The organism is Bacillus sp. CH_48 (assembly GCF_038008465.1).
Classification (GTDB): Bacteria; Bacillota; Bacilli; order Bacillales; family Bacillaceae_G; genus Bacillus_A; species Bacillus_A thuringiensis_S.
The window spans coordinates 4,989,949-5,012,666 of the sequence record NZ_JBBOZF010000001.1; the positions used below are offsets into that span (position 1 = coordinate 4,989,949).

Sequence of the window (22,718 nt, forward strand, 5' to 3'; positions counted from 1 at the left end):
GATGCAGGTATACATAATGAAAATGCAGCAACTATGCAATCAAAAAGAAAAGTACCTTTTAGACTTAACCAAAAAAGTGCTTTTTGATTTACTAAAACTTTATGATGCAATTCCTTTTTCATTATCTTTATTAATGTTTTCACTTTTTCTAAACAGAAATAAAGCTAAAACATATAATAACGCAGTAAAGCTACCTACTAATATAAAATTATGAGATGTTGCAAATAACATTCCTGCTATTGCCGCACCAATCATTTGGCCAATGTACATCGAGGCATTTGCAAGAGCAGCACCTGTTCCTCTTGCTATAGTAGACATGTTTTGTAAGTGTCCCATCATTAATACAAACAAAATTCCTGTCACAAAAAATAAAACAAAGAAAAATAATTCAACAAATATAATACTCTTTAAATAAGGGAGTATTACATATAACACTGCTGTAAATACAATTCCACCATAGAAAGAAAAATTGTAACCAATTTTATTTACGAGTCTAGGGCCCAAAATATTACCAGCTAAATTTCCTAATCCTAGTACAAGCATAGCCGTACCTACTTCATGAACCTGTAACCCAAATTGAACGAAAAGCCATACACCAAAGAATGAAAATGCAGCAAAATTTCCGGTTTGAAAAATAAAGTAGGCAAAATAGGAAAGTGAAACCTTTGAATCTGTAAGTAATTGTTTATAACGCTTTAAGATAGATTTTTTATTTCCACTTATATAAACAGAGGGTACTATCCCTCTGTTTCACTAATCTTCTAAAATAGATTGGATTTCTTTCATGACTCTTTTATTCAATGCAACGTCTACCGCTTTCACACTTTCTCTTATTTGCTCTGCCCGCTTTCCACCAGGTATAACTGTATCAATTCCTTCTTTATTTAATAACCATGCTAACGCTAAATGAGACACTTCAATATCATTTTCTTTAGCTAGCCCTTTTAACTTTTCCACTTTCTTAAAATTACTCTTATATGTATTTTCTTCAAATAGATTTACATTTTGGCGCCAATCGACTTCGTTCAATTTAAAATCTTCTGTATATTTTCCGCCTAATATTCCAAAAGCAAGAGGCCCATATGGAATAAATGAAATACCCGCTTCTATACAATACGGCAACAGTTCTTCCTCAGCCGTACGTTCTAACATATTGTACGGAGATTGTACAACATCTATATGACCATGTTGGTTCGCTTCTTTTAATTGTTCTATGTTTACGTTCGATATTCCAATTGAACGAATTTTCCCTTCTTCTTTTAAACGAGTAAGCTCTCCGATTGAATCTATGTAACTTGTTTCAGAATTTGTAAAATGCAAATAATATAAATCAATATAATCAGTCTGTAACCTTCTTAAGCTATTCTCCACAGCATTTCTTAAATAACTTGGTTCATTGTTAATATAAGTTTCTCCATTTAATAACGGTTGAATTCCACCTTTTGTAGCAAGTATAAGCTTATGGCGTTTTCCCTTTAATACTTCTCCTACCATTTCCTCAGATCTACCGACACCATATGAATCTGCTGTATCAAAAAATGTAATCCCTTGCTGAATAGCTTCTTCTACTAATTGCTTTCCTTCTTCTTCATTCACATCAGCATATAAATTATGTCCCCCTACTGCATTTGTACCTAAACCCAACTTTGAAATATTTAATCCTGCCTTTTGCAATTTTGTATACTTCATTTTTTCTCCCCCTATATTTCTATTATTCGAATATATTCGAACAATAGAAATATACCACTTTATATGTTATAGTGCAAATATCTCAACTTATACAAGCAGGTGAAATATGCGTACACTCTATCATCCAAATCGAGAAGAAATTCAATTTTCTTCTGTCTTATATGCACTTAGCGATCAAATTCGTTTACAAATTGTAAATATGTTACTAGAGAAAAACGAACAATCTTGTGGCGCTTTAAACATTCCTATTGCGAAATCAACTTTATCTCACCATTTCAAAGTTTTACGTGAGTCAGGTGTTATGTACACGCGCCTTGAAGGAACACAACGTTTCATTTCAATTCGTGAAGAAGATTTAAATGCTAGATTCCCAGGTTTGTTACAAGTTGTATTACATGCGACAGAGCCATATTAAAAAACATCTCATATGAATATGAGATGTTTTTTAATATGGCTATTCTTTTAATAAATCTATTAATCCATTTCCTTCAGATGTACGTTCGTACCCTAAAGGTACAGTTCTTTTAATGAGTTGTGCATATATTTCCGGCTCCGATAACTTTCGACCATATTCTTTCTCACACTGTTTAATGAGCAAGGCGAGCGCTCCAGCAACATGCGGCGTCGCCATGGAAGTTCCACTTAACACAGCATATTTCCCATCTGGATACGTAGATAATATTTCATCACCTGGCGCTACTAGATCAATTTCTTGATTTGAATTACTAAAACATGTAATCTTCCGCTCTAAATTAACAGCACCAACTTCAATTACCTCAGAATAAGCACCTGGGAAATCTAATTCCTCTGTTTCATCATCGCAATCTCCATTATTTCCAGCAGCACATACAACGAGAACATCCTGATTTACCGCATTTTGAATTGCTTCATGTAATTCTGGAACATCTTGCGGACCACCAAGTGACATTGAAATAATTCTCACTTTCTCTTGATTCGGCCCTCTCCAATTTACAGCATAATGAATTGCCTCAATAATTTGCTCATAACTTCCAGAACCATCTCCCGCTAAAACTTTTAATACTAACATTTTAGCAAGTGGTGCAACTCCTAATACACCGACACCATTTTCAGTCGCGGCAATCGTGCCCGCTACATGAGTACCATGTCCGTTATTATCAAGATACACATTTGGATCAGCTTCATAATCTTTTGTGAAATTTCTTCCGCCGATAATACGATCCTTTAAATCTATATGATTGGTATCACACCCTGTATCTAATACGGCAACGACTACATCTTGCCCCTTCACACTCTTTTCCCATACTTGTGGAGCGTGAATCAGTTGTACACCTGGTGGAATTTCATTTACTTGCTCTACCACCTTATTTACGGTAAACGGAATCAATTGTATACCTTTTTGCTTATTCACTGTACTACTCATCGTAATCCCTCCTGAAAATGTATTATTTTCATTTCAGACCACTTTTGAATACTTGTAAATGTAACATTCGTTTTATTCTTTTTGTTTTCCTTCTTTTCAAATATTTCTCAACATCATTAACTAACTCTATACTACTTTTTTATTTCCCCTATGATTTGTAGGAAGTAACAGCCCGTGTCGTTCAACTAATAACCAAAATAAGAGGACCAATTAATGGTCCTCTTACAGTCTTTTAAAAAAATGATATGTAATTTGAAAAATAATATAAATTAAGACTAAACCTCACTCTTGTTTAAAAACTTTTCTATTTCTTTTACTAAATATTCCGCTCCCTCTATCCCAACAGTAATATTTCCATTTGCTAATGATATGTTCTGTTCTGAAACATCACCTGTGATTTGGCAAGCATTATAAGGTTGATATTTTTGCAAAATGATTTTATCTGCTTCTACAAAAATTTCAAGCGGTGATTTGATTTGTATTCCCAATACATCGCGTAATTCTTTAGGGATAACAATTCGTCCTAATTCGTCTACTTTTCGAATAACTCCTGTTGCTTTCATAGTTCTCCCCCCTTACTCTCTATTAATTTTTCCACCTCGCTTTTTCCATTTTATCACTTTTTGACAATACTTGCCTCTTTTTAGAAAATTTTGTACTCGAGTTAAAAAAACACATTTAATGCATACGTAATCTCTCTTTCAATTGTTTTACATAACGGGATCTTATAAGTAAGAAGTATACAACTTGAATACCTATGAAAATACTTAATACAACTGTATTTTCTTTAAACAATGAGTACTCAAACATTTGCCCTAACGCCGTTAAGGCTACTGCCCCATGTAATGTTGCAACACCAATTGGAACGAAGAATAAAAGCGCCAATCGAATTGTAACTACCTTCGATAATTCCCCACTCGTCAATCCAACTTTTCGAATCATTTCGAACAAGCGAACATCATCCTCCAAATCGGAGAATAAACGGAAGTAAAGGAAACTTCCTGCGCAAACGAAAAATACTATACCAATAAAGAAACCTACAAATAAAATCGGTCCTGCAATTTGTAAACTTTGGTTTTGTTCGTACTCTTCCGCACTAAACGTTGAATGTTCTTGATGCGGTTTAATTTGATGCGTAAGCTCTTTACCAATTTCAATCTCATCTTTCATTCTTTCAGTTTTATACATATAATCTTTTGTCTCTATAAATCCATCTTGTAATGAATCATATTGATTATTAGAGATTACATAAACATTTCCTCTTAATATTTTCCCCAATGAAGATGAAGTAACTTTTTTCACCTTTAAATGTTCATTCATATTGGGTAAAGTAATTTCTTTTCTTTCTTTCATCGCCGGCCCTGGTATATTAGCTGACAAAAATACAACCTCTTTATTTGCTACAGTATTAAATGGTTCTCCTGTTAACTTTGCATATTCCTTATAGTCTGATTCTTTTATAAAAGTGGCGCTTCTTAACGACTGTTCCTCCGTTTTCTTTGTCGAAATATTAGTTTTTGAAGCTGCTATATTATGTTTCTTTAATCCTTTGTCAATCATTTGTATATGTTGTGATTCGTTACTATTCCCTTGCTTAGAATGGTAATGAAACGCAATTGGTCTCTCCATTATCCCTTTCGTCATGGATGCGAAGCCAACTAATGTCCCTATTGCTGAAAATGCTACAGTAGAAATAATGGTTACAATAAAGAACATTCTTGCGTTATCTCTCATGCGATACGCTAAATCTGATAACGTAATAATATTAGTCTGTGTCCAATAGAAACGTTTACTTTTTTTACATAATCGAATAATAAAGACACTCAGCTGCTTGTACAACAAATACGTCCCAATAGTAACTACCGTTGTAACAGGAATCATCATAATAAATACCATTGCGCCATGCGATAGAAGAGCTCCTACATAGCCAGCACTAAGCAACACTACTGCTAATATTGAAGAAATGATTGATGCTTTCGGTTCCGGTTTTGCCTCTGCTGATCCTCTAAACAACTTCATAATTTTATTTTTACGAATCATTCCTGCACTAAACAATGATATGATCATAAATAATATGAAAAACATAATACTCGTTACAACAATTGCTTTCATCGGTATGTAATAGGATAAGGAGATATCTAGTTTTAATATCATCGGGGCGGCAAATATTAATACCCCTGAAAATAACATACCTGAAAGAATACCAAAAATAATTGCCCCTATTCCAATCATAATATTTTCAAAAAAGATAAGACGCTTTAATTGATATTTCGTCATACCTAGCATCATTAAAATTCCTAGCTCACGCTTTCTCGTTTTTAAAAACATTCCCATCGAATATAAAATAAAGAAGAATGTAAATAAGTAAATAATAGACTGTGCAAAAGACATACTTACGAATACGTACTGCCCCAATTCTCCTGCACTTAATGCCGGATGAAACGCAAAAAATGAATACACAAAAAAGGCCATAATTGCAAATGCACTACTTAAAAAATAGGCTGAGTATGTCCGTCTATTTCGCGTTACATTCCGATATGCGAGTTCTCTAATGTTCATATTACTTCTCCGCCCTTCTTTCTACTAACTATGTTTTTATATTAGTAAAGTACGGAAATACCTTCCATCGATTCAAATGACAAAAACCTTACAGTTTTGAAAGGTTTAAAAAAATTGATTATGCGTAGTACTTTATTTATAATGACTACATTCATATTCATACACACATCCTATTGTATATTCGTTAGTTTTGCGAAATAATAAAGGATAGAAGTATGTACCAATATAATACATAATTTTTTTACCGCTTTAATATGAATAGGAGGAAAATATAATGACATTACAAGAACAGATTATGAAAGCATTACATGTTCAGCCTGTAATTGATCCAAAAGTTGAAATTCGTAAACGAGTTGATTTCTTAAAAGATTATGTAAAAAAAACAGGTGCAAAAGGATTTGTACTTGGGATTAGCGGCGGCCAAGACTCTACATTAGCAGGACGCTTAGCACAACTTGCAGTTGAAGAAATTCGTAACGAAGGTGGTAACGCAACGTTTATCGCTGTACGTCTTCCTTATAAAGTACAAAAGGATGAAGATGACGCACAATTAGCGTTACAATTTATTCAAGCTGATCAATCAACTGCATTTGATATCGCTTCAACCGTTGATGCTTTTTCAAATCAATACGAGAACTTATTAGGTGAATCATTAACTGATTTCAATAAAGGTAACGTGAAAGCTCGTATCCGTATGGTTACACAATATGCAATTGGTGGACAAAAAGGGCTACTTGTTATCGGAACAGATCACGCTGCAGAAGCTGTAACAGGGTTCTTTACAAAATTCGGAGATGGTGGTGCAGATTTATTACCATTAACGGGATTAACGAAGCGCCAGGGACGTGCATTATTACAAGAGTTAGGTGCAGACGAGCGACTGTACTTAAAAATGCCAACAGCTGATTTATTAGATGAAAAACCGGGTCAAGCTGATGAAACAGAGTTAGGTATTACTTATGATCAATTAGATGATTATTTAGAAGGTAAAGCAGTTCCAGCTGACGTTGCAGAGAAAATTGAAAAACGTTACACAGTAAGTGAGCATAAAAGACAAGTACCAGCGTCAATGTTTGATGATTGGTGGAAATAGAACATAAAAAAAGAAGCTAATCTTTTAGCTTCTTTTTTTATGTTAGCGATATACCCCTACTCTTTTCTCCAATAAATCTTGCAAGCAATCTTCATGTTGTTTACAAAATAACGGTGGCATGTCGTCTAACGGGAAAAACTTCAAATCTAACGTTTCATCACCATCTACTTTTTTGTCGCCTCCAACTATTGAGCATGAAAAACACATCACAATTGACTGTGCCTTATCTCCATTTGGATATGATTGAAAATATTTTGTATACACTCCAATAAGCTCATTTATTTCTACATCATACCCGGTTTCTTCTTTTATTTCTCGAATCGCAGTTTCCGCAGCCGATTCTCCTATCTCCATTGCGCCACCTGGAAATCCCCAAGCGTTAAAGTCTCCTCTTTTTTGCAATAATACTTCTCCCTCTTTATTAAATACACAACCACCGGCAAAATTTAAGAAAACATAATCATGCCCTACTTTTTCACGTAATTCTTTTATATAGTTGGCCATTCTCTTTCCCCTTTTCATACTTCTATCACTATTTCTTATCTTTTTCAAGCAACTCAATAATTCGATCTAGCTTCTGGTTCATATTAATTACATAGTGTTTCTTTGCAGCGCTGCTTTGTAATACTCTTCTAATAAACAAAGTAAATGATATGAAAAACAAAATGATAAGTCTGATTACTAAACAAGTATATATCAATGTAAATATATTACTTTCGAACAAGTTCATTCAGCATTCACATCTTCTCCTTTTTATTTTATCACATAATTAACAATTTTTTAAATTAAACAACAAATATAAAAAGAGCATCTTTTACAGATGCTCTTTCTCATTACTTAATACGTAAATGTAATTGTCGCTAATGAATAACCGGCCATTGCACTATATGGTGCTACTTGATAAGACACACGCTTTGCACCTTTTGGCCAATTTATTTCATTTAATACTTTCTTTATATCTTGCATCGCTCCATCCATGGACTGCTTATATCGTACTTCTACTTTTTCTGGTTTGGCTGCAAACTGTTGCTGTAACTTTTTCTTAAATTCATTATAATTTTCTGCTCCGTATTCCGCAGATAAGTATTGTAAATTTGTTTCTTTTAACATTTGCTCATATACGACAGTTTTTGAGCTACCAGCTTTTATTTTATTTGTTAATTCACCAAAATAACTTGTAGTTGCTGCTGGATATTTACTACGATCCCAGTCGTGATCTTTACTTAACTGTTCGTCAGACATATTAAAATATGAGTAAGTTACACGCCCTGCTTTATCTGGTACTGGATCATCAAATGTAGTATCTAGGTGATACCATTTGTTTTCAATGTTTACTAAATTCCACGCGTGAGCTTGTCCGTTTCCTGTGCCTGTTACAATATGATTTTGAATACCTGCCTCTTTTAACAACTCATACGTTAATAGTGTATATCCTTGGCAAACGGCAGAACGATTCGCTAATGCTTCATATGCCGTATACGCTTGATAAGACGTATCATAAGACACATGCTTAACAACGTAATCGTGAATAGCTTTTACTTTCTCATGCTCATCCATCCCTGGTTTTACAATTGATCCAACAATTGCTTTCGCCTGAGCTTTTACATATTGAGTTTGTTCTTTTGATTCACGGTATTTTACTTGCAGTGTAAACGTATAGTCCCCTGGCATTCCTTTAATAGAATATCTAGTAGACGCTACATTATATTTTACATACTCATCAGCATCTACAATTTTATTAAACTCACCATACAATTGATCCATAATATTTCTAGCATTTCTATCTTTTGTTTTATATGTGATTGTAATATTTTCTTCTCGATTATCAATCTGTTTTTTTAATTCTTTTCTGAAATCATCTAATAACTTTACATCTGATTGTGCTGTCACTGTAGTCGGATTTGTAGCTGCATAAGATACAGATGACGCTTGTAAGCCTCCCATTACTATAGTTGAACAAAGTGCGGCAGCTGTCACATACTTACTTGTCTTTCCCATCTTGTCACTCCTTATATTCTATAACTATACGAAAAAGTATCGTATAGTTTCAGAGTATACAATACTTTTTCGTATAGGTCATATGAGATTATGCATATTAACTAATTCACATAAAAAGGTTGTTCTTTTAAAAAGAACAACCTTTTTTCATTAGCAAGTTTGTAATACGCAGCATGTATTTTCAAAACGTCGATTTTTCAAATCTTCATTACTAATGCAGAAATATAGCATTCCTAGTTCTCCCCAAACCATATTACAATTTTTATGATCTGAATCAATTTGGAATAAAAGAGTCATTTGCTGCGGGTCTACTCCCATATATTCTCCTGTCTCATATAACACTTCTTCTTGTACAGAGAATGGCTCACCAAACATTTGATGGTTATCGTAGTTATCCGGAATTAGCTCTTCAAGTAATTGCAAGAAATGATCTGAATCAGCCTCATCTTCAATGAAAAGTTCTGGTAATTTGTATGTCAGTTCAAAAGTAATTGCACACTGGTTATATTTCGCTTGTATTTGATTTTCTCTTCGTAATTGCTCTACAGGAATATCATAATAAAGTACATGCCCAGCTTCTGTTAGGTTCACATTTTCTTCAAAATAATTTTCAATGCAAAAGAAATACAGCATCCCCGTTTTAGGAAGATTGTGATCCATACCAACATTTTGTAAATCACTTAAGTTAAATTGCGCGATAAATTGTAGTGGATTTCCTTTATGCTTTGGATATTCAAATAAAGCTGGTAAATCTGGAAATCCCCCCATTTTCGAACTACCTATCGCAACAGTTTCCTGCTGCTTTGGCACAACTTTTATACAAGGAAATATAGTATTAATAAGTTCCTCTTTCAAGTGTGTTAGTTCATATTTATCAATTAATACTTCAATTTTTTTATTCATAAATTCTCCTTACATTTACATACTTATTTGTATCTTAGTACAAAGATTATACTTCATTCTTTACAAAATCAACAAGCCTCCAAAAAACGGGCTTATCCTTCGTACGCGAACAAGTTTAAATAAGCATACTATACATTGTTCCTACAAACACGATAATTCTTTAGTTCTTCCAGTACATTTTCCCCTCGTTCATTTTTAAATATAAGGAGGAATTCCACATGGGTTACGGATATAGTTGCTGTGGTTACGGATACGGTGGTGGCGGCGGTTGTGGTTACGGAGGTTTCGCTTTATTAATCGTTTTATTTATCCTTCTAATCATCATCGGAGCTAGTTGTTGGGGCGGCTTTGTAGGCTGCTAGTAAACTTAAAAACTATTGCAAAAAAGCACGTACAATACGTGCTTTTTTGCAATTTCCAAATCTTTTATTCGAAAGGAAGTATGTTTAATGAAGATTGATGGTGTTTTTGAAGGAGGCGGTGTGCGCGGTATTGCGCATGTTGGGGCAATTTGCGCGTTAGCCGAAAAAGGTTATGAATGGGAACGTGTAGCTGGTACATCGGCTGGTTCGATTATTGCAGCGCTCCTAGCGGCAGGATATTCTTGTTCAGAGTTAAAAACGATTATAACTGATATTGATTATAATAAATTTATGAAAAGAACTTTTATTGATAGAATTCCTTTTATCGGTAAGGGACTAAGTGCATGGACTACTCTAGGTATATACTCTAATGTATTTATAGAAGAATGGATTGAAGAATTACTTCGAAAAAAAGGTGTTCATTTATTTACTGATTTACCAGATCTAAACAAACTCAAAATCATCGCCTCTGATATTAGTAATGGTAAAATGGTTGTCTTTCCTGACGACTTACCAAACTACGGATTTTTAAATTATCGCTTCTCTATTGCTAAAGCGGTAAGAATGAGTAGTACAATCCCCTTCTTCTTTGAACCCGTAAAATGGAGAACTCCAAAATGGAAGCAGCCTTGTTATATGGTTGATGGAGGAATTCTAAGTAATTATCCAATTTGGATCTTCGATTCACCTACCGCTCCTCGCTGGCCGACTTTCGGATTTCATTTTGTAAAGGATGAAATTCAAGCTGACCCTGCTCGCTATAACGAGCCTATTTCCATGTTCAAAGGATTATTTAAAACAATGATGCAAGCCCATGATTTACGTCATTTAGATAAGGAATCAAAAGCAAGAACCATTACAATTCCAACAGGAACGATTACAAGTACTAATTTTGAACTGACAAAGGAAGAAAAAGAATGGCTTTACAATTCTGGTTATAACTCTGCTAATAAATTTTTACAAGCTTGGAACTTTAGGCAATATATTGATGAATATAGAAAAGGGAATCAAGACCGAAAGACAAATCGATTTTTCCGTCAACTTGACTCATAATATTATTACTTTGCATATAAATACGAGAACGTTTAACAACCTAATAGTAAATAAGCCTAGTAATTTCTTATATTACTAGGCTTATTTACTTCCTATATAATCTCGTACATTGTTTAAGGATACGTTAACCCTTCGGCTTCTTCTGCAGTAATAACTATGTAACGATTTCCCGTTCTTAATCCTAACAGTTCTGCTTTTTCAATCGCCTCTTGCTTCGTCTCCGCATAAGCAGCTAAGTATTTATGTCCACCAATCATTTGGCAAATTACATATTGTTTCATGACTTTCTCCTCTTACTTTTTCATTAGTTGTGCAAGTTTTTTTATACCTATTTCAATTTCTTCTAACGTTGCATATGAATATGATAGGCGCAAAAATTGATTTGCACTTCTATCATACAAAGTACCTGGGTTTAATAAAACCTTTTCTCGCAGAGCTTTATCAAATAAACTACGATATGAAATGGGTACTTTTATATGTACCCATATATAAAACCCACCTGTTGGTTCATGCCAAGTTGCTATTTCACGAAGATATTTATCTAACATTAGTAACATAAAATCTCTTCGTTTTTTCAATTCACTTCTTACAAATCGTAAATGCTCATCATATAGACCATTTGTAAACCACTCTGCTGCAATTTGCTGGGATATAGAGCTTGAACCATAATCTGTTTGCATTTTTATGTCTGACAATCTTTGAATTACTGGCTCGGGTCCAACAATCCATCCAATTCTTAAACCTGGACTAATTACTTTGGACATGCTTCCAATATGTAATACGATTCCATTTTTATCATAGGCTTTTAAAGGTTTTGAACAAGGTGCATCAAACCATAAGTCTTGATACACTGCGTCCTCTATAATAGGTAATCCAATTTCATTACATACTTCCATTATTTCTTTTCGCCTCTTAGTATCCATACTAAAATTCGTCGGATTATGAAAAGACGGAATTGTATATAAAATAGAGGCATTAAATTGCTTCTTATATTTCTCAATAAATGATGGATGTAAGCCACTCTCATCCATTGGGATTCCAATTAAACGTATTCCTGCTGATTGAAAAACATTAAGTGAATATAAATAGGATGGTTTCTCTAATAAGATTGATGCCCCTTTCGAAAGAAGCCCCATAGAAATAAGTTGCAGCGCTTGAATTGCTCCCGAAACAATTAATATAGAGTCAGGAGATACATATACACCATGCCCCTTTAAGTATTCGGAAATCTTTTCCCTTAAATAAAGATTTCCTTTCGGCTCTTCATACCCAAGCGTCACATTTGACTTTAAAAGCTTATTCATAATTTCTTTCATCTTTGTCTCAGGTAAGAGACTCGGCGCGAGCTCACCTGTTCCTAACCGAATTACATGTGGATAAAATTCAGCTTGATTAATCTCTTGAATAGCTGGGAGATTCGGATAATGAACTCCTGTTTCTACATAAGACTGCCAATTAGGCGGAGGTGCGTAAGTTGAAGCATTCTCATTATTATTTACAACAATTGTTCCTTTCCTGCCATTCCCTTCAATATATCCCTTCGCAACTAGTTCATCGAAAGCCATTACAATTGTGCTTCGATTCACACCAAATGTATGGGCCAAATCTCTTTGTGAAGGTAATTTTGTTCCAACGGTCCATTCTCCATTAACGATCCTTTCTTTTATATACGTTTCTATTTGTTTATACAGCGGCGTCGCTAGAGACATATTCGGTTTCCAAACGAATCTTTCCATCATATCACCTTATATTCTTTTTGGTTGGTAACCTCCCCAACCATATGGATGGATACAAATTTTCATTTCTTCTATACAATATACACTATCATAATGAATTAAAATAGGAGGTAATATGATGAGTGAAGCAATTATTCATGGTATCATTCTTGCATTTGGACTTATCATTCCATTAGGTGTACAAAATGTTTTTGTCTTTAACCAAGGTGCGAGCCAACCAAACATTTGGAGGGCAGCCCCTGTAGTATTAACTGCCTCTATATGTGATACGTTACTCATATTGATTGCGGTGCAAGGTGTCTCCCTTGTACTCCTTACTTTTTCTTGGCTAACTAACTCGTTATATATAATTGGATTTTTCTTTCTCCTATATATGGGCTTTGTTATTTGGAGAAGTAACCCTTCCAACGATGTAAAACAAGAAAAAAGTATGCCCTTAAAAAAGCAAATCCTTTTCGCAGCATCAGTCTCATTATTAAATCCACATGCAATTTTAGACACAATCGGTGTAATTGGAACAAATTCTATTCAATACATAGGAAGTGAAAAATGGGCTTTCACACTTGCAACTATTATCGTTTCTTGGATTTGGTTTATAAGCTTAGCTTTAGCGGGGAAATTTCTAAAAAGACTAGACTCAACCGGAAAGGCAATCTTATTATTAAATAAATTTTCTGGTCTCATCATATGGGGTGTCGCGCTTTATATGTTAAAACAAGTTATTTATTCTTAATGAACGTAAGAGAATTGCATGTTACTGAAAACATCATGCAATTCTCTTATAAATTATGAAGTAGGTTCCGGTTTCTGTTTTACCGTCTTTTCATCTTTTGCTGGTTTAATCCAAATGATTGCTATAACAGCACCAATGGCAGCAAAAATACTTGTCAAATAAAACACTTCATGGTCCGCCCCTTTCATAAAAAAAGAATATAAAGGTGGTCCAGCTGCTACACCGATAAATCGCATTGAACTATAAAATGACGTAACCGTTCCCCTTTGCTCCTTTTCAATTCCTTGTGTAATGAGGGCATCTAAACATGGGAGTGCCATACCAATTCCTATCCCCATAATAACAAGACAAAGAAGTAGTAAATAAATCCCTTTTATAAATAAAGGAATGATGACTGATGCAGCTGCCATTAAAAAACCAATATAAATACACTTCTTCATAACATTTTGATTATCTCCAATTTTTTTACCGGCCATATATGAACTAAGTGACAGTACAAGTAACGGGATAGCAAGCACACACCCTTTCCATATACCATGAATGTCATACTTTGATTCCAGTATAGTCGACAAATAAAAGAGAATTCCGAATAAAATAAGCATAATAATTGCACCTAATGCAAAAATGGCAATTAACCATCTTCCCTTTTCTCGAAACGTAGAGATAATAGATTGAATAAACTCTTTTAGTGGTGGTACTTCCCCTTCTTGTTCTTTTGCCTTTACTAATACCAGCAATAAAACAATTGATACGACACATAAAACTGGAATCGCCCAAAATGGTAAGAACCATACAATGGCAGCAAGAGCAGATCCTAAAATAGGGCTCAGCACTTTTCCAAATGTATTGGATGTCTCAATGATTCCCAAACCTGTACTAACTTGTTTTTCATCTTTGTATAAATCACCAACACACGGTATAACAACCGGCATTGCACCAGCAGCACCAATACCTTGAATCGCTCTACCCATTAGTATCCAAATGTAGGGATTATCAACTTTCCAAGATACCCAGCCAGTTATCGCTCCTCCTATAGCCGCAATCAGCAAACTCGGAACCATTACCATCTTTCGTCCCCATCTATCTGATAAATAACCAGCAATCGGTATAAGTAAAATGGCTACGATAGAGTAAATTGTAATAATCATGGATACTTGAAACGATGAAATATGTAATTTCTTTTCAATTGTCGGCAAGATTGGAATAAGCATTGAATTCCCTAATGTCATGACAAGTGGAACTGATGCAAGCGCAATTAAACAACAGTTTTCTTTTTTTAACATGTTGATTTCGGAACCTTTCATCATATATTTCTTACCATATAATAGCCCTGCTGGAACATAATTTTCATTCCACCAGGGCTATTACATCTTTAATACTTCCCATTCACAACAAAAGAAATTGGGTAAAATATAGTATTACTTCTATTCTTTGAATTCTGTTCGCTATATATCCATACCAATTAATTGAAAAAAAAAGAAAGGAAGAATCCTTCCTTTCTCCTATAACCTTCTACATTTAGCGAGTATATCCGCCACCAAGCTGTTGTTCTGCCATCGCTACTAGGCGTTTTGTGATTTCACCGCCTACAGAACCGTTTGCACGTGAAGAAGTATCAGCTCCCAGTTGTACACCGAACTCTTGTGCAATTTCATACTTCATTTGATCTAAAGCCGCTTGTGCTCCATGTGATGCTAATTGATTAGAATTACGATTTCTAGCCATTACCAATCACCTCCTTATTTATATATAAATTGTGTAAAATTCAAATTAAAATACATGGAAATTTTTGGTTATTATTTCACGATAAAAAAAGAGCCTCTAAACGAGACTCTCACATCATTTCACATTATGAAGTTACTACTTCTAAATTTCTATTTATTAATACTTTCATTTCTTCTTTTAATATCTCCTTTGAGTTATGTCCAAACCATTCTAAAGAAGCAAAAAGATTCGTATCCCTCACTTCCTGAATAATCTCATCATAATTTACAATACCTTCAAATAACGGAACCATACCAATACGACTTCCTGCTGCAGCATATACATTATTAGGTTCAAACACATGCAAATAATTCGCTGAAGATATATTCTTAAAATGGTAATGTAATGTCCACGGCTTTAATTGATGGAAACTGTCTATTGGATCTGCGCCAGACTCCCATATATGAAGAAAATCAAGATTTATTTTTAAATTCGGATGATTTACTTCTTCTAATAGTTCTATAGTAGCAGGCAATGTGTCCGTTAGTGTATTGGGATGTGTTTCTAACAGCACATACATATTGTGCTGAGCAAACACATCACAAATCTTATGTATTCGCTTCACATACTCTTTTCTCTCTTGTTCCGAGAAGTCCTCGCTCCCTTTTTGCCCAGCAAACGTGCGAATTTTATTCGTATTAAACCAATTAGCTAGTACTACAAGTTGTTCACTTTTCTCTATCGTTTTTTCAAAATCTGCTGATAATGATATATCTAAGTAATCACTTATCATCGTAATTTCTAAGTTTTTATCCTTTAGAAAATTCAATTCTCGTTCTGTCGTTTCACGTTCTTGCATGTACAAATTTTGTGCATGCGTCCCCCATAATTCAATTCCTTCAAAACCGTTTTCATATGCAAATTGAACAATATCAGTAAATGAAATTAATTGATGACGAAATGAAATGGTACATAGCGAATATTTCATAGCATTAAACTCCCCTATCTTAAATTCAGTTAGCTTATTAAAGAGTTACGACAGACTGATTTGTTTTCATACCTTTCCATGATAGAAACTGTCTCTCTAATTCCTTCTTAATTTGCAGTTCAATTGCATTCATTTCATCCAGTTTTTCAATAATCGATACTAGCATACCTTTATTATTCGTCATTGCCATTTTAATTGCACGATACTGTACATTTGTAAATCCTTGTACAATATCCTCTACCCGATCACACCAATAATCAAATTCTTGCTCCGAATATTGCAACGTTTCACGGAAGTATGCAAAGGCATGCTCATAACTATATTTACGAATTGCAAGTACTGGTATTTGTTTTACTGCTGCTACAAGTCCAGAAAGCGTATACCCTTCTTCCTCATTTGCCATTTTTACAATTACATTTTTTAGTTCCATAGTCAGTTCATTGTCGTTCTTTTTGAATGTTTCTGTGAAATAACTAGCTACTGTTTCTTGCGTTGGCTCCCCAATTCTTTCTATATCAATGAAATACCCTCCACCAAATGGGTTATCTTGAACAGAGTGAAGTACTTTTTCTCTTTCCATACTCCCTTCCCAACGAAAATCAGGATCCAGCATGAACCACTCTTCTTCTTTCTCTGTTTTTGATATCATTAAATAATGCGGAAACGGTTTTTGATGAAATTTATTTTCCCTCTCTGGCAATAAAGACATATCAACCATTACAATGATATAACGATTTTCCGGCTTGTTTTCTACTAATTCTAAAAACATTTCTACATTGCTATCTTTATCTTTTGCATGATCATACCATTCGTTTACTTTAATACCGTACAATTTTTCAAACCAAAGTAAATAATGATCATGGTTAATGTTTTCAGAGTGATATGAAATAATTCCGCCTTCTGTTATATCAAAATCTCCATCCCATAGTCCAAAATAAAATGGACGAAAATCAATGTCGCTACGCCTTTTTATAATTTCACAAAAACAACTCACTAAACAGTGCACTTTAATTGAAGTCATACTCTCATCCACTTTCCTAAAGGTTAGTTATTCACATTTACTTCCTGTAACGGCTGTAACTCCTCCATAAAATCAAGCAAAGATCCTACAGTAAGAAATGCTTTTGGATCTACCTCATCCTCTGGAACGCATAGCTTTAAATCCATTTCTATGTATACAATAAGCTGTAACATCATTACCGAATCTATATATAAATCTTGATTTAAGCGCATCGTTTCTTCTAAATGCGTTACATTTTTCAGTTCCATTTTTTCTATCATAATTTTTAACACGGCATTCTTTAACGCTTCCCGTCTCATGTTGTAACCTCTCCCATCTCTAGTAACTTTCTACTTACTTTTCCCGTTTTATTTTTAGGAATTTCATTTACACTTTCAATTTCATGCGGAACTTTATAAGAAGGTAAGTGCTGAATACACCATCCTCTTATTTGCACTGGATCAACATGAGAGATCACTTTCGCTTTAACTATTTCGCCCATCACAGGATGTTTCCCTCGATATACAATTGCCTCTTGAACACCTTCCAATCGAAGCATTGTTTCTTCTATCTCTATAGGAAAGACTTTTAATCCTGAAACGTTAATTACATCATCCATACGCCCCATAAAATGAATGCCACGCTCAGATTTATACCCTAAATCTTTCGTGAAAATTTCCTTATCGTTCATTTTCACGACGATTTCTTCCGGTGCATTTTCATCTGAACCTATGCTTATACTCGCATGAGGTAGAGGGTTCCCTAAATCTAAATGGCTTGTCATATCATGACATATACTAATACAACCTGCTTCAGAACAACCATATTGCTGCATCATAAATGTTGTCATTTTTTTTAGTTTATAAAATAGTGCTTCTGGCAAAGGCGATCCGGATGTCATAATTTTATGAAACCGAAACGTTCCTAATGGAAAACTCCCCATAATGTGTAACATAAGTGGCACTGCATATATGATATGTTTTTCTGTATTACGAACTATATTTAATGCGAATTTAGGATTTTTGTTCGTAATGATTACAGGCTTGCTCCCCCTCTTAATTGCTGATAACGTACCACATATTAGTCCGTATGAATGTGAAACAGGAGCCATAACGATTGGCACTTCATCTACTCCACAGTTTAAAGCTTCATTATAAGCGGTAATTTCCGTATCAACTTCTGTCCATGCTCTACGAATCAATTTCGGTTCCCCTGTAGTTCCAGAACTATATTGCAATAAAGAAGGCTCTTCTAGTAAAAAGTTCCCTACTTCTAATTTTGTAAAATCCCCATATTCTCCATATAAAATTCCTACACAATTTGCACGCTTTGCCATTTCAATAGCTGTTTCTTTTGGCGTATCTTCATGTATAAGTAATACTGATGATTTCTTTTCTTTTAAGAAAAACACAAGCGTAATAATATCGAATGGATCTTTCAGACAAAGTGCAAATCTATTTCCTTCTGCTTTTTGAAATTGTTCCATTTCCGCATAAACTTGTAATCTCAATTCAAAATCACTTTTGCTATACTCTTGTTTATTAACGATTAGCATAATTTCCCCCTGTAACAACTGATTTTTGTTTCATAAGTTGTCTTACTCTATACAATGGATTTGGAACTTCATGAACAAGCGATTCCACATCCATATATAATCGACGTTTCGTTAATTGTTCAGCATAGAATGTAGGTGCATATAATTGAATATTTTCAAATCTACCTTTCAAATGTGGATATATTCTTAAATGATTTTCAATTTCTTCAACAACCATTATCCAAAAACGTTCTTCTTTCAATCCATATTCATCCGCAAGTACGAACGCTAATTCTCCTAAATTAAACAGGAAAAGTGCATCTAATACCATCTCTTGCAAACATTCGATGCGATCCATTTCAAAGAAATCATTCATTTTTCCATTCGCATATGTTCTATGCATTTTAGTAAAGTCGGGACATTTATCAACTTCTTTCAAATATGGACGATAAAACTCAAGCCCTTCATGAAAATCCTTTAACGCAATACGAACAGGCACCCCTTCTTTATGGACTAGAATCATATTTTGTCCATGTGATTCCAGTGCGATGCCATGCTCTACAACAAGATGTATAACTGGTATTATCGCTTTTTGAATAAGTAATTGTAGCCAATCCTTCATTCCATATTTGTTCAACCATGCATCAATAATTGGTGTACCATCTTTCTCTTTAGCGTATAAACCATTAAAAGGAATTGCGTCCTCTTGTGCATCTAAATACTTGTGAACGCTTTCGCGCCAAATACATCCTAATGAACCATATATAGCTTTCTTATTCGTGTCATACGTTACACTGGAAAACTCCTTTAACAAGATTAAACGTGCTTCATCGCTTAAATAGGCGTCATTACTTACAACATCACTTAACCAATTTGATATTGCTGGTGCACTCACAACAGAATACGGTTTCAACGTACGGAGTGTTGAAGTGTTGAGTAAATTCATCGATAATTTAACGTACGGTTTCTTTGGATTCGTAATATTTCTTACCGTTCTCATTGACTGTTGTGCGCAATACTCATCCTCTGATGTTCCTAAATAAATAATAAATTTACCCTGTATATGATCCGCATAATTTGAAATGATGAAATTCTCCCACTGCCAAGGATGAACAGGTATAAACACGTACTGTTTTGGATTACATCCCCGATTACAAATTCGCTCCATAAACTCTTCTAATTTACGCTCACCAATCTCCTCTATTAAAATTTCGTCATAAATTACTTCATTCTCATACCCTACACTGGAGTATTTTTTATGCGCTGCAATCCATATGAGTTTTATTGGCTGCATAAATTCATATCCATATTGAAAATTGTCACGATATTGAAATCCAATACGAGCTTTATAACTAGGGTGATATGGATGGCCGTCTATTAAATGGCTTTCAAACTCATCGTAAGATTTTTGATTGTATTCTTTCTTATTATTTCTTTCATATTGTGCAATCGTGTCTTTAAATATTGTTTGTTCTAATTCGTGCATAAAAGAATCTAATTTGGCTTGTTCTACACTAGCAACTCGAAAAACTTCTTCTAGAAATTGCGAGACAGATTGTATTTCTTGCTGTTCATCTTGGACTCTTACTATTAATGAGTCTAAAGAAATACGTCCAAATGTCATCCGTTCCCTGCCATAGCATTTGTACGTGACACTTTTGTCTTCTTCATCAAGTCCTTGTATTATAAAAAGAATTTGTTCTTCTTTTTCTATGCGAACCGGTGTAATAATCCCCTCATAAATTAACGATTCTACTAATTGACGTAGCACTCTTCTTCGTACTGAAATGTAATCTTCTGATTCGAGCGCCTTCAATACTTTCGTATGATACATGTCCACTCTCATAAAACCCTCCACCTTATGACAAAATACCATTATTTGTATTACGTGAAATTTTAACGCTATTTATGAACGAACAGCCACTTCTCTAACGAGCGGATTATGTACTTGCACATAAATTGCTTGCTCTAATGGATTACTTAACTCATCGACATCGAAAAATCTCGTTAGTAAATTTGCTTTACACGCTAACTTATCTTCGTCCAATAATTCTCTTAAAAATGTTGAAGGTTCCCGGTTATACGGAAGGAATGATTCAAGTACAGACCTTAATTCCGAGAGAAGAATTTCCTCCTTAATTAATCCTGCTGTGCCAAAACCATTAATGAGGCCAAACATATGATTGAAAATTAAGTAGTAACGAAATCTCTCATCCACAATATAGTCGTCATATAAATTTCCAGTACGTTCTCCAATACCAGCTAATTCATTATTAAGCATCTCTTTCATTGAATTACAGAAATAAAATCCTTGATTATCACGGAAATAATATTTGACCGGATAACCATCTTTTAGCTGAACAACGCTATTTTGCTGATGAGCTTCTAATGCAACACCATACTGTAAATACATCCATACCATTGGCTTTAAAGAAATATTCATATATCTTCTAAACCACTCTAAGCTTACTTCTTCACAGCTTTTACTTTCTAAATCTGCTAGGCGATGAATAATATTCGATAACCGCGTACGCTCCCCAGGTATAGCATCTTGAACTAGCCCAGCAATTAATGTTGCGTCGTTTGCATGTTCACTATAAAAAGGGTTCTCGCGAATAATCACTTCAAATCCAGATTCTTGTGTTCCATAATTTAATGTAATATAGGCTGGATCACAAATAAAATCAAAGCCTGGAAATCTTTCTCGTACTTCACCAATAGCCGTATTTAACATTTCCTTCCCTTCAAGACCACTCTCAAGTTCTTTCAGTTTATTAATACGCATTGAATTCGTTACTTTCACCGGAAATGAAAACTTAAGCATATACTTCGAATCGGGATGATACAGCGTCCTTAGTGATGATGTTGCCATAAAATACTTACCTACAGGTCCAATATACTCAAGCAATTCTTGAACTATCCAATCCTGTACGTAAGCTTGATGCAAGAGCCATTCTGCCTGAAGCGGATGAATTGGAATTAATGCATATTGATCTTCCTTACAGTACTTCGCTATAAATTCCTTACTAACCATCTCATCATTACTTAATTCTTCTTTTATAATCGTTGTTGTAGAAGCTGATAATAATGATTTTTCATTTACTATACTTTTATGTGCCCGAAAATAATGAAGCTGACATTCTCCTTTTAATTCTGGAGAATACATTTCACTTTTCCAATCCAATATCCCCTGTCTACTCTTTGGTGTAGGATGAGTTAAATGCCCAAATAATAAAGACTGCTCCGCTTCTATAAAAGTTGTATGGAAACCGTATAATGCGGATGTATCTTCTATTCTCTCTTTTATAAATTCCTCAATATTTTGACAACTACGAATGACTCGAAGCATAAGTTCCGCAGGATTCGTTCCTTCTCCGTAGTTGATAGACATCTCTTTTATTAAAAATGTAATAACTGTAACGTAATCTGCTTTAATAACAGAATTACTATCTCCAATTTGATAATAAAATTTTTCTCCAAACAAATGGCGATCTGTTGATGATTTATATATAACTTCTCCATACAAAGTAACGTTCTGTGCCGATAGCCGACAACATAAATATGTGGGGACTGTATCTCTATTCAACGTATTACTGAAGATACTCTTCATTCTTTCATCCTCTGTAATCCATTCTCCACTCCCTGTTTCTCTTAAATAACAGTTTAAAAAGCTTTGTAATGTTGCATGTTCTGCGATTTGTTTCGCATGCTGCATGTTGGTCCTCCTCTTTATATTAAAGCTATCGAAATTTTATATAATAAACGATAATTGAATGTCGTTATCAATTATGATTCTAATTGATAATGATATTCAATTCAAGAGTATATTTCAGAATTTTTTATCAAATAAAATTTTTCTTTTTTTCTTTCTTTTCTTTAATCTAGTTAAAAGTACACTAGAAAAATTCTTGTTTTCAAACTAATTACCTACTTTTATTAATCCATTTTTTGATGGATTAATAAA

23 protein-coding genes and 1 pseudogene are annotated in these 22,718 nt (G+C 34.2%); 5 read left to right on the top strand and 19 right to left on the bottom strand.

Annotation, left to right across the window (positions count from 1 at the left end; translation table 11 throughout):
• Window positions 1–99 precede the first annotated feature (99 nt).
• Window positions 100–738, bottom strand: a pseudogene (locus N2V92_RS25150) (MFS transporter); the annotation flags it as partial.
• 15 nt (window positions 739–753) lie between these two features.
• A complete protein-coding gene (locus tag N2V92_RS25155) occupies window positions 754–1,689 on the bottom strand; it encodes an aldo/keto reductase (RefSeq protein WP_000877950.1) in 936 nt (311 codons plus the stop codon).
• Window positions 1,690–1,795: 106 nt separating this feature from the next.
• Between N2V92_RS25155 and N2V92_RS25160 the strand changes: the two genes are divergently transcribed.
• The gene (locus tag N2V92_RS25160; protein ID WP_001259903.1) at window positions 1,796–2,104 is read left to right on the top strand and encodes an ArsR/SmtB family transcription factor; all 309 of its coding nucleotides are present in this window, start codon (window positions 1,796–1,798) and stop codon (window positions 2,102–2,104) included.
• A 39-nt stretch (window positions 2,105–2,143) separates the two neighbouring features.
• On the opposite strand, the gene N2V92_RS25165 is transcribed toward N2V92_RS25160, so the two are convergent.
• The 3 genes from N2V92_RS25165 to N2V92_RS25175 all read right to left on the bottom strand — a co-directional run bounded on the left by N2V92_RS25165 (window position 2,144) and on the right by N2V92_RS25175 (window position 5,650).
• On the bottom strand, window positions 2,144–3,091 hold the full coding sequence (locus tag N2V92_RS25165; protein ID WP_000099758.1) for a serine protease: 948 nt from the start codon (window positions 3,089–3,091) through the stop codon (window positions 2,144–2,146).
• A 275-nt stretch (window positions 3,092–3,366) separates the two neighbouring features.
• On the bottom strand, window positions 3,367–3,654 hold the full coding sequence (locus N2V92_RS25170) for an AbrB/MazE/SpoVT family DNA-binding domain-containing protein (RefSeq protein ID WP_000648324.1): 288 nt from the start codon (window positions 3,652–3,654) through the stop codon (window positions 3,367–3,369).
• 115 nt (window positions 3,655–3,769) lie between these two features.
• Window positions 3,770–5,650: an ABC transporter permease gene (locus tag N2V92_RS25175; protein WP_001025981.1), complete on the bottom strand. Its 1,881-nt coding sequence runs from the start codon at window positions 5,648–5,650 to the stop codon at window positions 3,770–3,772.
• A gap of 274 nt (window positions 5,651–5,924) precedes the next feature.
• Here N2V92_RS25175 and nadE point away from each other — a divergent pair, with 274 nt between their 5' ends.
• Entirely contained in the window at window positions 5,925–6,743 is an 819-nt protein-coding gene (gene nadE / locus N2V92_RS25180) for an ammonia-dependent NAD(+) synthetase (RefSeq protein ID WP_000174897.1), read from the top strand.
• 42 nt (window positions 6,744–6,785) lie between these two features.
• Here nadE and N2V92_RS25185 read toward each other — a convergent pair whose 3' ends face one another.
• The 4 genes from N2V92_RS25185 to N2V92_RS25200 all read right to left on the bottom strand — a co-directional run bounded on the left by N2V92_RS25185 (window position 6,786) and on the right by N2V92_RS25200 (window position 9,644).
• Complete coding sequence (locus N2V92_RS25185; protein WP_000024996.1) at window positions 6,786–7,247, bottom strand: NUDIX hydrolase; 462 nt, start codon at window positions 7,245–7,247, stop codon at window positions 6,786–6,788.
• Between the two features lie 28 nt (window positions 7,248–7,275).
• Window positions 7,276–7,473, bottom strand: coding sequence for a DUF4083 domain-containing protein (locus tag N2V92_RS25190; RefSeq protein WP_042597862.1), 198 nt, complete (start codon window positions 7,471–7,473; stop codon window positions 7,276–7,278).
• A gap of 107 nt (window positions 7,474–7,580) precedes the next feature.
• Window positions 7,581–8,741 carry a transglutaminase domain-containing protein gene (locus N2V92_RS25195; RefSeq protein WP_000520849.1) on the bottom strand — a complete coding sequence of 387 codons (1,161 nt, stop codon included), beginning with the start codon at window positions 8,739–8,741 and terminating at the stop codon, window positions 7,581–7,583.
• A 150-nt stretch (window positions 8,742–8,891) separates the two neighbouring features.
• Entirely contained in the window at window positions 8,892–9,644 is a 753-nt protein-coding gene (locus N2V92_RS25200) for a YwqG family protein (RefSeq protein WP_001034829.1), read from the bottom strand.
• A gap of 218 nt (window positions 9,645–9,862) precedes the next feature.
• Between N2V92_RS25200 and N2V92_RS25205 the strand changes: the two genes are divergently transcribed.
• Window positions 9,863–10,006, top strand: a complete 144-nt coding sequence (locus tag N2V92_RS25205; protein ID WP_000540420.1) for a YjcZ family sporulation protein — start codon at window positions 9,863–9,865, stop codon at window positions 10,004–10,006.
• Window positions 10,007–10,093: 87 nt separating this feature from the next.
• A complete protein-coding gene (locus tag N2V92_RS25210) occupies window positions 10,094–11,059 on the top strand; it encodes a patatin-like phospholipase family protein (RefSeq protein ID WP_000686798.1) in 966 nt (321 codons plus the stop codon).
• A gap of 113 nt (window positions 11,060–11,172) precedes the next feature.
• On the opposite strand, the gene N2V92_RS25215 is transcribed toward N2V92_RS25210, so the two are convergent.
• Entirely contained in the window at window positions 11,173–11,340 is a 168-nt protein-coding gene (locus tag N2V92_RS25215) for a DUF3933 family protein (RefSeq protein ID WP_000816388.1), read from the bottom strand.
• 12 nt (window positions 11,341–11,352) lie between these two features.
• Window positions 11,353–12,795: an aminotransferase-like domain-containing protein gene (locus N2V92_RS25220; RefSeq protein ID WP_000439418.1), complete on the bottom strand. Its 1,443-nt coding sequence runs from the start codon at window positions 12,793–12,795 to the stop codon at window positions 11,353–11,355.
• 118 nt (window positions 12,796–12,913) lie between these two features.
• Here N2V92_RS25220 and N2V92_RS25225 point away from each other — a divergent pair, with 118 nt between their 5' ends.
• Entirely contained in the window at window positions 12,914–13,528 is a 615-nt protein-coding gene (locus N2V92_RS25225; RefSeq protein ID WP_001287302.1) for a LysE/ArgO family amino acid transporter, read from the top strand.
• Window positions 13,529–13,581: 53 nt separating this feature from the next.
• Here the strand turns inward: N2V92_RS25225 and N2V92_RS25230 are convergent, their stop codons facing one another.
• From N2V92_RS25230 to N2V92_RS25265, 8 genes are all read right to left on the bottom strand, one after another.
• The gene (locus tag N2V92_RS25230; RefSeq protein ID WP_016077839.1) at window positions 13,582–14,811 is read right to left on the bottom strand and encodes an MFS transporter; all 1,230 of its coding nucleotides are present in this window, start codon (window positions 14,809–14,811) and stop codon (window positions 13,582–13,584) included.
• Between the two features lie 235 nt (window positions 14,812–15,046).
• Entirely contained in the window at window positions 15,047–15,253 is a 207-nt protein-coding gene (locus tag N2V92_RS25235) for an alpha/beta-type small acid-soluble spore protein (RefSeq protein ID WP_000113545.1), read from the bottom strand.
• A gap of 124 nt (window positions 15,254–15,377) precedes the next feature.
• Window positions 15,378–16,220, bottom strand: a complete 843-nt coding sequence (locus N2V92_RS25240; protein WP_000877677.1) for a sugar phosphate isomerase/epimerase family protein — start codon at window positions 16,218–16,220, stop codon at window positions 15,378–15,380.
• A gap of 37 nt (window positions 16,221–16,257) precedes the next feature.
• The gene (locus N2V92_RS25245; RefSeq protein WP_000200701.1) at window positions 16,258–17,241 is read right to left on the bottom strand and encodes a DUF6005 family protein; all 984 of its coding nucleotides are present in this window, start codon (window positions 17,239–17,241) and stop codon (window positions 16,258–16,260) included.
• 23 nt (window positions 17,242–17,264) lie between these two features.
• Window positions 17,265–17,540, bottom strand: coding sequence for a petrobactin biosynthesis protein AsbD (gene asbD, locus N2V92_RS25250; protein WP_001250559.1), 276 nt, complete (start codon window positions 17,538–17,540; stop codon window positions 17,265–17,267).
• Window positions 17,537–18,775 (bottom strand): AMP-binding protein, encoded by a 1,239-nt coding sequence (locus tag N2V92_RS25255; protein ID WP_016077840.1) that lies wholly within the window; start codon window positions 18,773–18,775, stop codon window positions 17,537–17,539. The genes asbD and N2V92_RS25255 overlap by 4 nt, the downstream gene beginning before the upstream one ends.
• Window positions 18,762–20,600 (bottom strand): IucA/IucC family protein, encoded by a 1,839-nt coding sequence (locus tag N2V92_RS25260; protein ID WP_001261817.1) that lies wholly within the window; start codon window positions 20,598–20,600, stop codon window positions 18,762–18,764. The genes N2V92_RS25255 and N2V92_RS25260 overlap by 14 nt, the downstream gene beginning before the upstream one ends.
• A 60-nt stretch (window positions 20,601–20,660) precedes the next feature.
• Window positions 20,661–22,469 carry an IucA/IucC family protein gene (locus N2V92_RS25265; RefSeq protein ID WP_001163341.1) on the bottom strand — a complete coding sequence of 603 codons (1,809 nt, stop codon included), beginning with the start codon at window positions 22,467–22,469 and terminating at the stop codon, window positions 20,661–20,663.
• Between the last annotated feature and the right edge of the window lie 249 nt (window positions 22,470–22,718).

Coding starts and splice junctions, on each gene's coding strand:
- N2V92_RS25155 (WP_000877950.1), bottom strand. CDS start 1,689: ATGAAGTATACAAAATTGCAAAAGGCAGGATTAAATATTTCAAAGTTG.
- N2V92_RS25160 (WP_001259903.1), top strand. CDS start 1,796: ATGCGTACACTCTATCATCCAAATCGAGAAGAAATTCAATTTTCTTCT.
- N2V92_RS25165 (WP_000099758.1), bottom strand. CDS start 3,091: ATGAGTAGTACAGTGAATAAGCAAAAAGGTATACAATTGATTCCGTTT.
- N2V92_RS25170 (WP_000648324.1), bottom strand. CDS start 3,654: ATGAAAGCAACAGGAGTTATTCGAAAAGTAGACGAATTAGGACGAATT.
- N2V92_RS25175 (WP_001025981.1), bottom strand. CDS start 5,650: ATGAACATTAGAGAACTCGCATATCGGAATGTAACGCGAAATAGACGG.
- nadE (WP_000174897.1), top strand. CDS start 5,925: ATGACATTACAAGAACAGATTATGAAAGCATTACATGTTCAGCCTGTA.
- N2V92_RS25185 (WP_000024996.1), bottom strand. CDS start 7,247: ATGGCCAACTATATAAAAGAATTACGTGAAAAAGTAGGGCATGATTAT.
- N2V92_RS25190 (WP_042597862.1), bottom strand. CDS start 7,473: ATGAACTTGTTCGAAAGTAATATATTTACATTGATATATACTTGTTTA.
- N2V92_RS25195 (WP_000520849.1), bottom strand. CDS start 8,741: ATGGGAAAGACAAGTAAGTATGTGACAGCTGCCGCACTTTGTTCAACT.
- N2V92_RS25200 (WP_001034829.1), bottom strand. CDS start 9,644: ATGAATAAAAAAATTGAAGTATTAATTGATAAATATGAACTAACACAC.
- N2V92_RS25205 (WP_000540420.1), top strand. CDS start 9,863: ATGGGTTACGGATATAGTTGCTGTGGTTACGGATACGGTGGTGGCGGC.
- N2V92_RS25210 (WP_000686798.1), top strand. CDS start 10,094: ATGAAGATTGATGGTGTTTTTGAAGGAGGCGGTGTGCGCGGTATTGCG.
- N2V92_RS25215 (WP_000816388.1), bottom strand. CDS start 11,340: ATGAAACAATATGTAATTTGCCAAATGATTGGTGGACATAAATACTTA.
- N2V92_RS25220 (WP_000439418.1), bottom strand. CDS start 12,795: ATGGAAAGATTCGTTTGGAAACCGAATATGTCTCTAGCGACGCCGCTG.
- N2V92_RS25225 (WP_001287302.1), top strand. CDS start 12,914: ATGAGTGAAGCAATTATTCATGGTATCATTCTTGCATTTGGACTTATC.
- N2V92_RS25230 (WP_016077839.1), bottom strand. CDS start 14,811: ATGTTAAAAAAAGAAAACTGTTGTTTAATTGCGCTTGCATCAGTTCCA.
- N2V92_RS25235 (WP_000113545.1), bottom strand. CDS start 15,253: ATGGCTAGAAATCGTAATTCTAATCAATTAGCATCACATGGAGCACAA.
- N2V92_RS25240 (WP_000877677.1), bottom strand. CDS start 16,220: ATGAAATATTCGCTATGTACCATTTCATTTCGTCATCAATTAATTTCA.
- N2V92_RS25245 (WP_000200701.1), bottom strand. CDS start 17,241: ATGACTTCAATTAAAGTGCACTGTTTAGTGAGTTGTTTTTGTGAAATT.
- asbD (WP_001250559.1), bottom strand. CDS start 17,540: ATGAGACGGGAAGCGTTAAAGAATGCCGTGTTAAAAATTATGATAGAA.
- N2V92_RS25255 (WP_016077840.1), bottom strand. CDS start 18,775: ATGCTAATCGTTAATAAACAAGAGTATAGCAAAAGTGATTTTGAATTG.
- N2V92_RS25260 (WP_001261817.1), bottom strand. CDS start 20,600: ATGAGAGTGGACATGTATCATACGAAAGTATTGAAGGCGCTCGAATCA.
- N2V92_RS25265 (WP_001163341.1), bottom strand. CDS start 22,469: ATGCAGCATGCGAAACAAATCGCAGAACATGCAACATTACAAAGCTTT.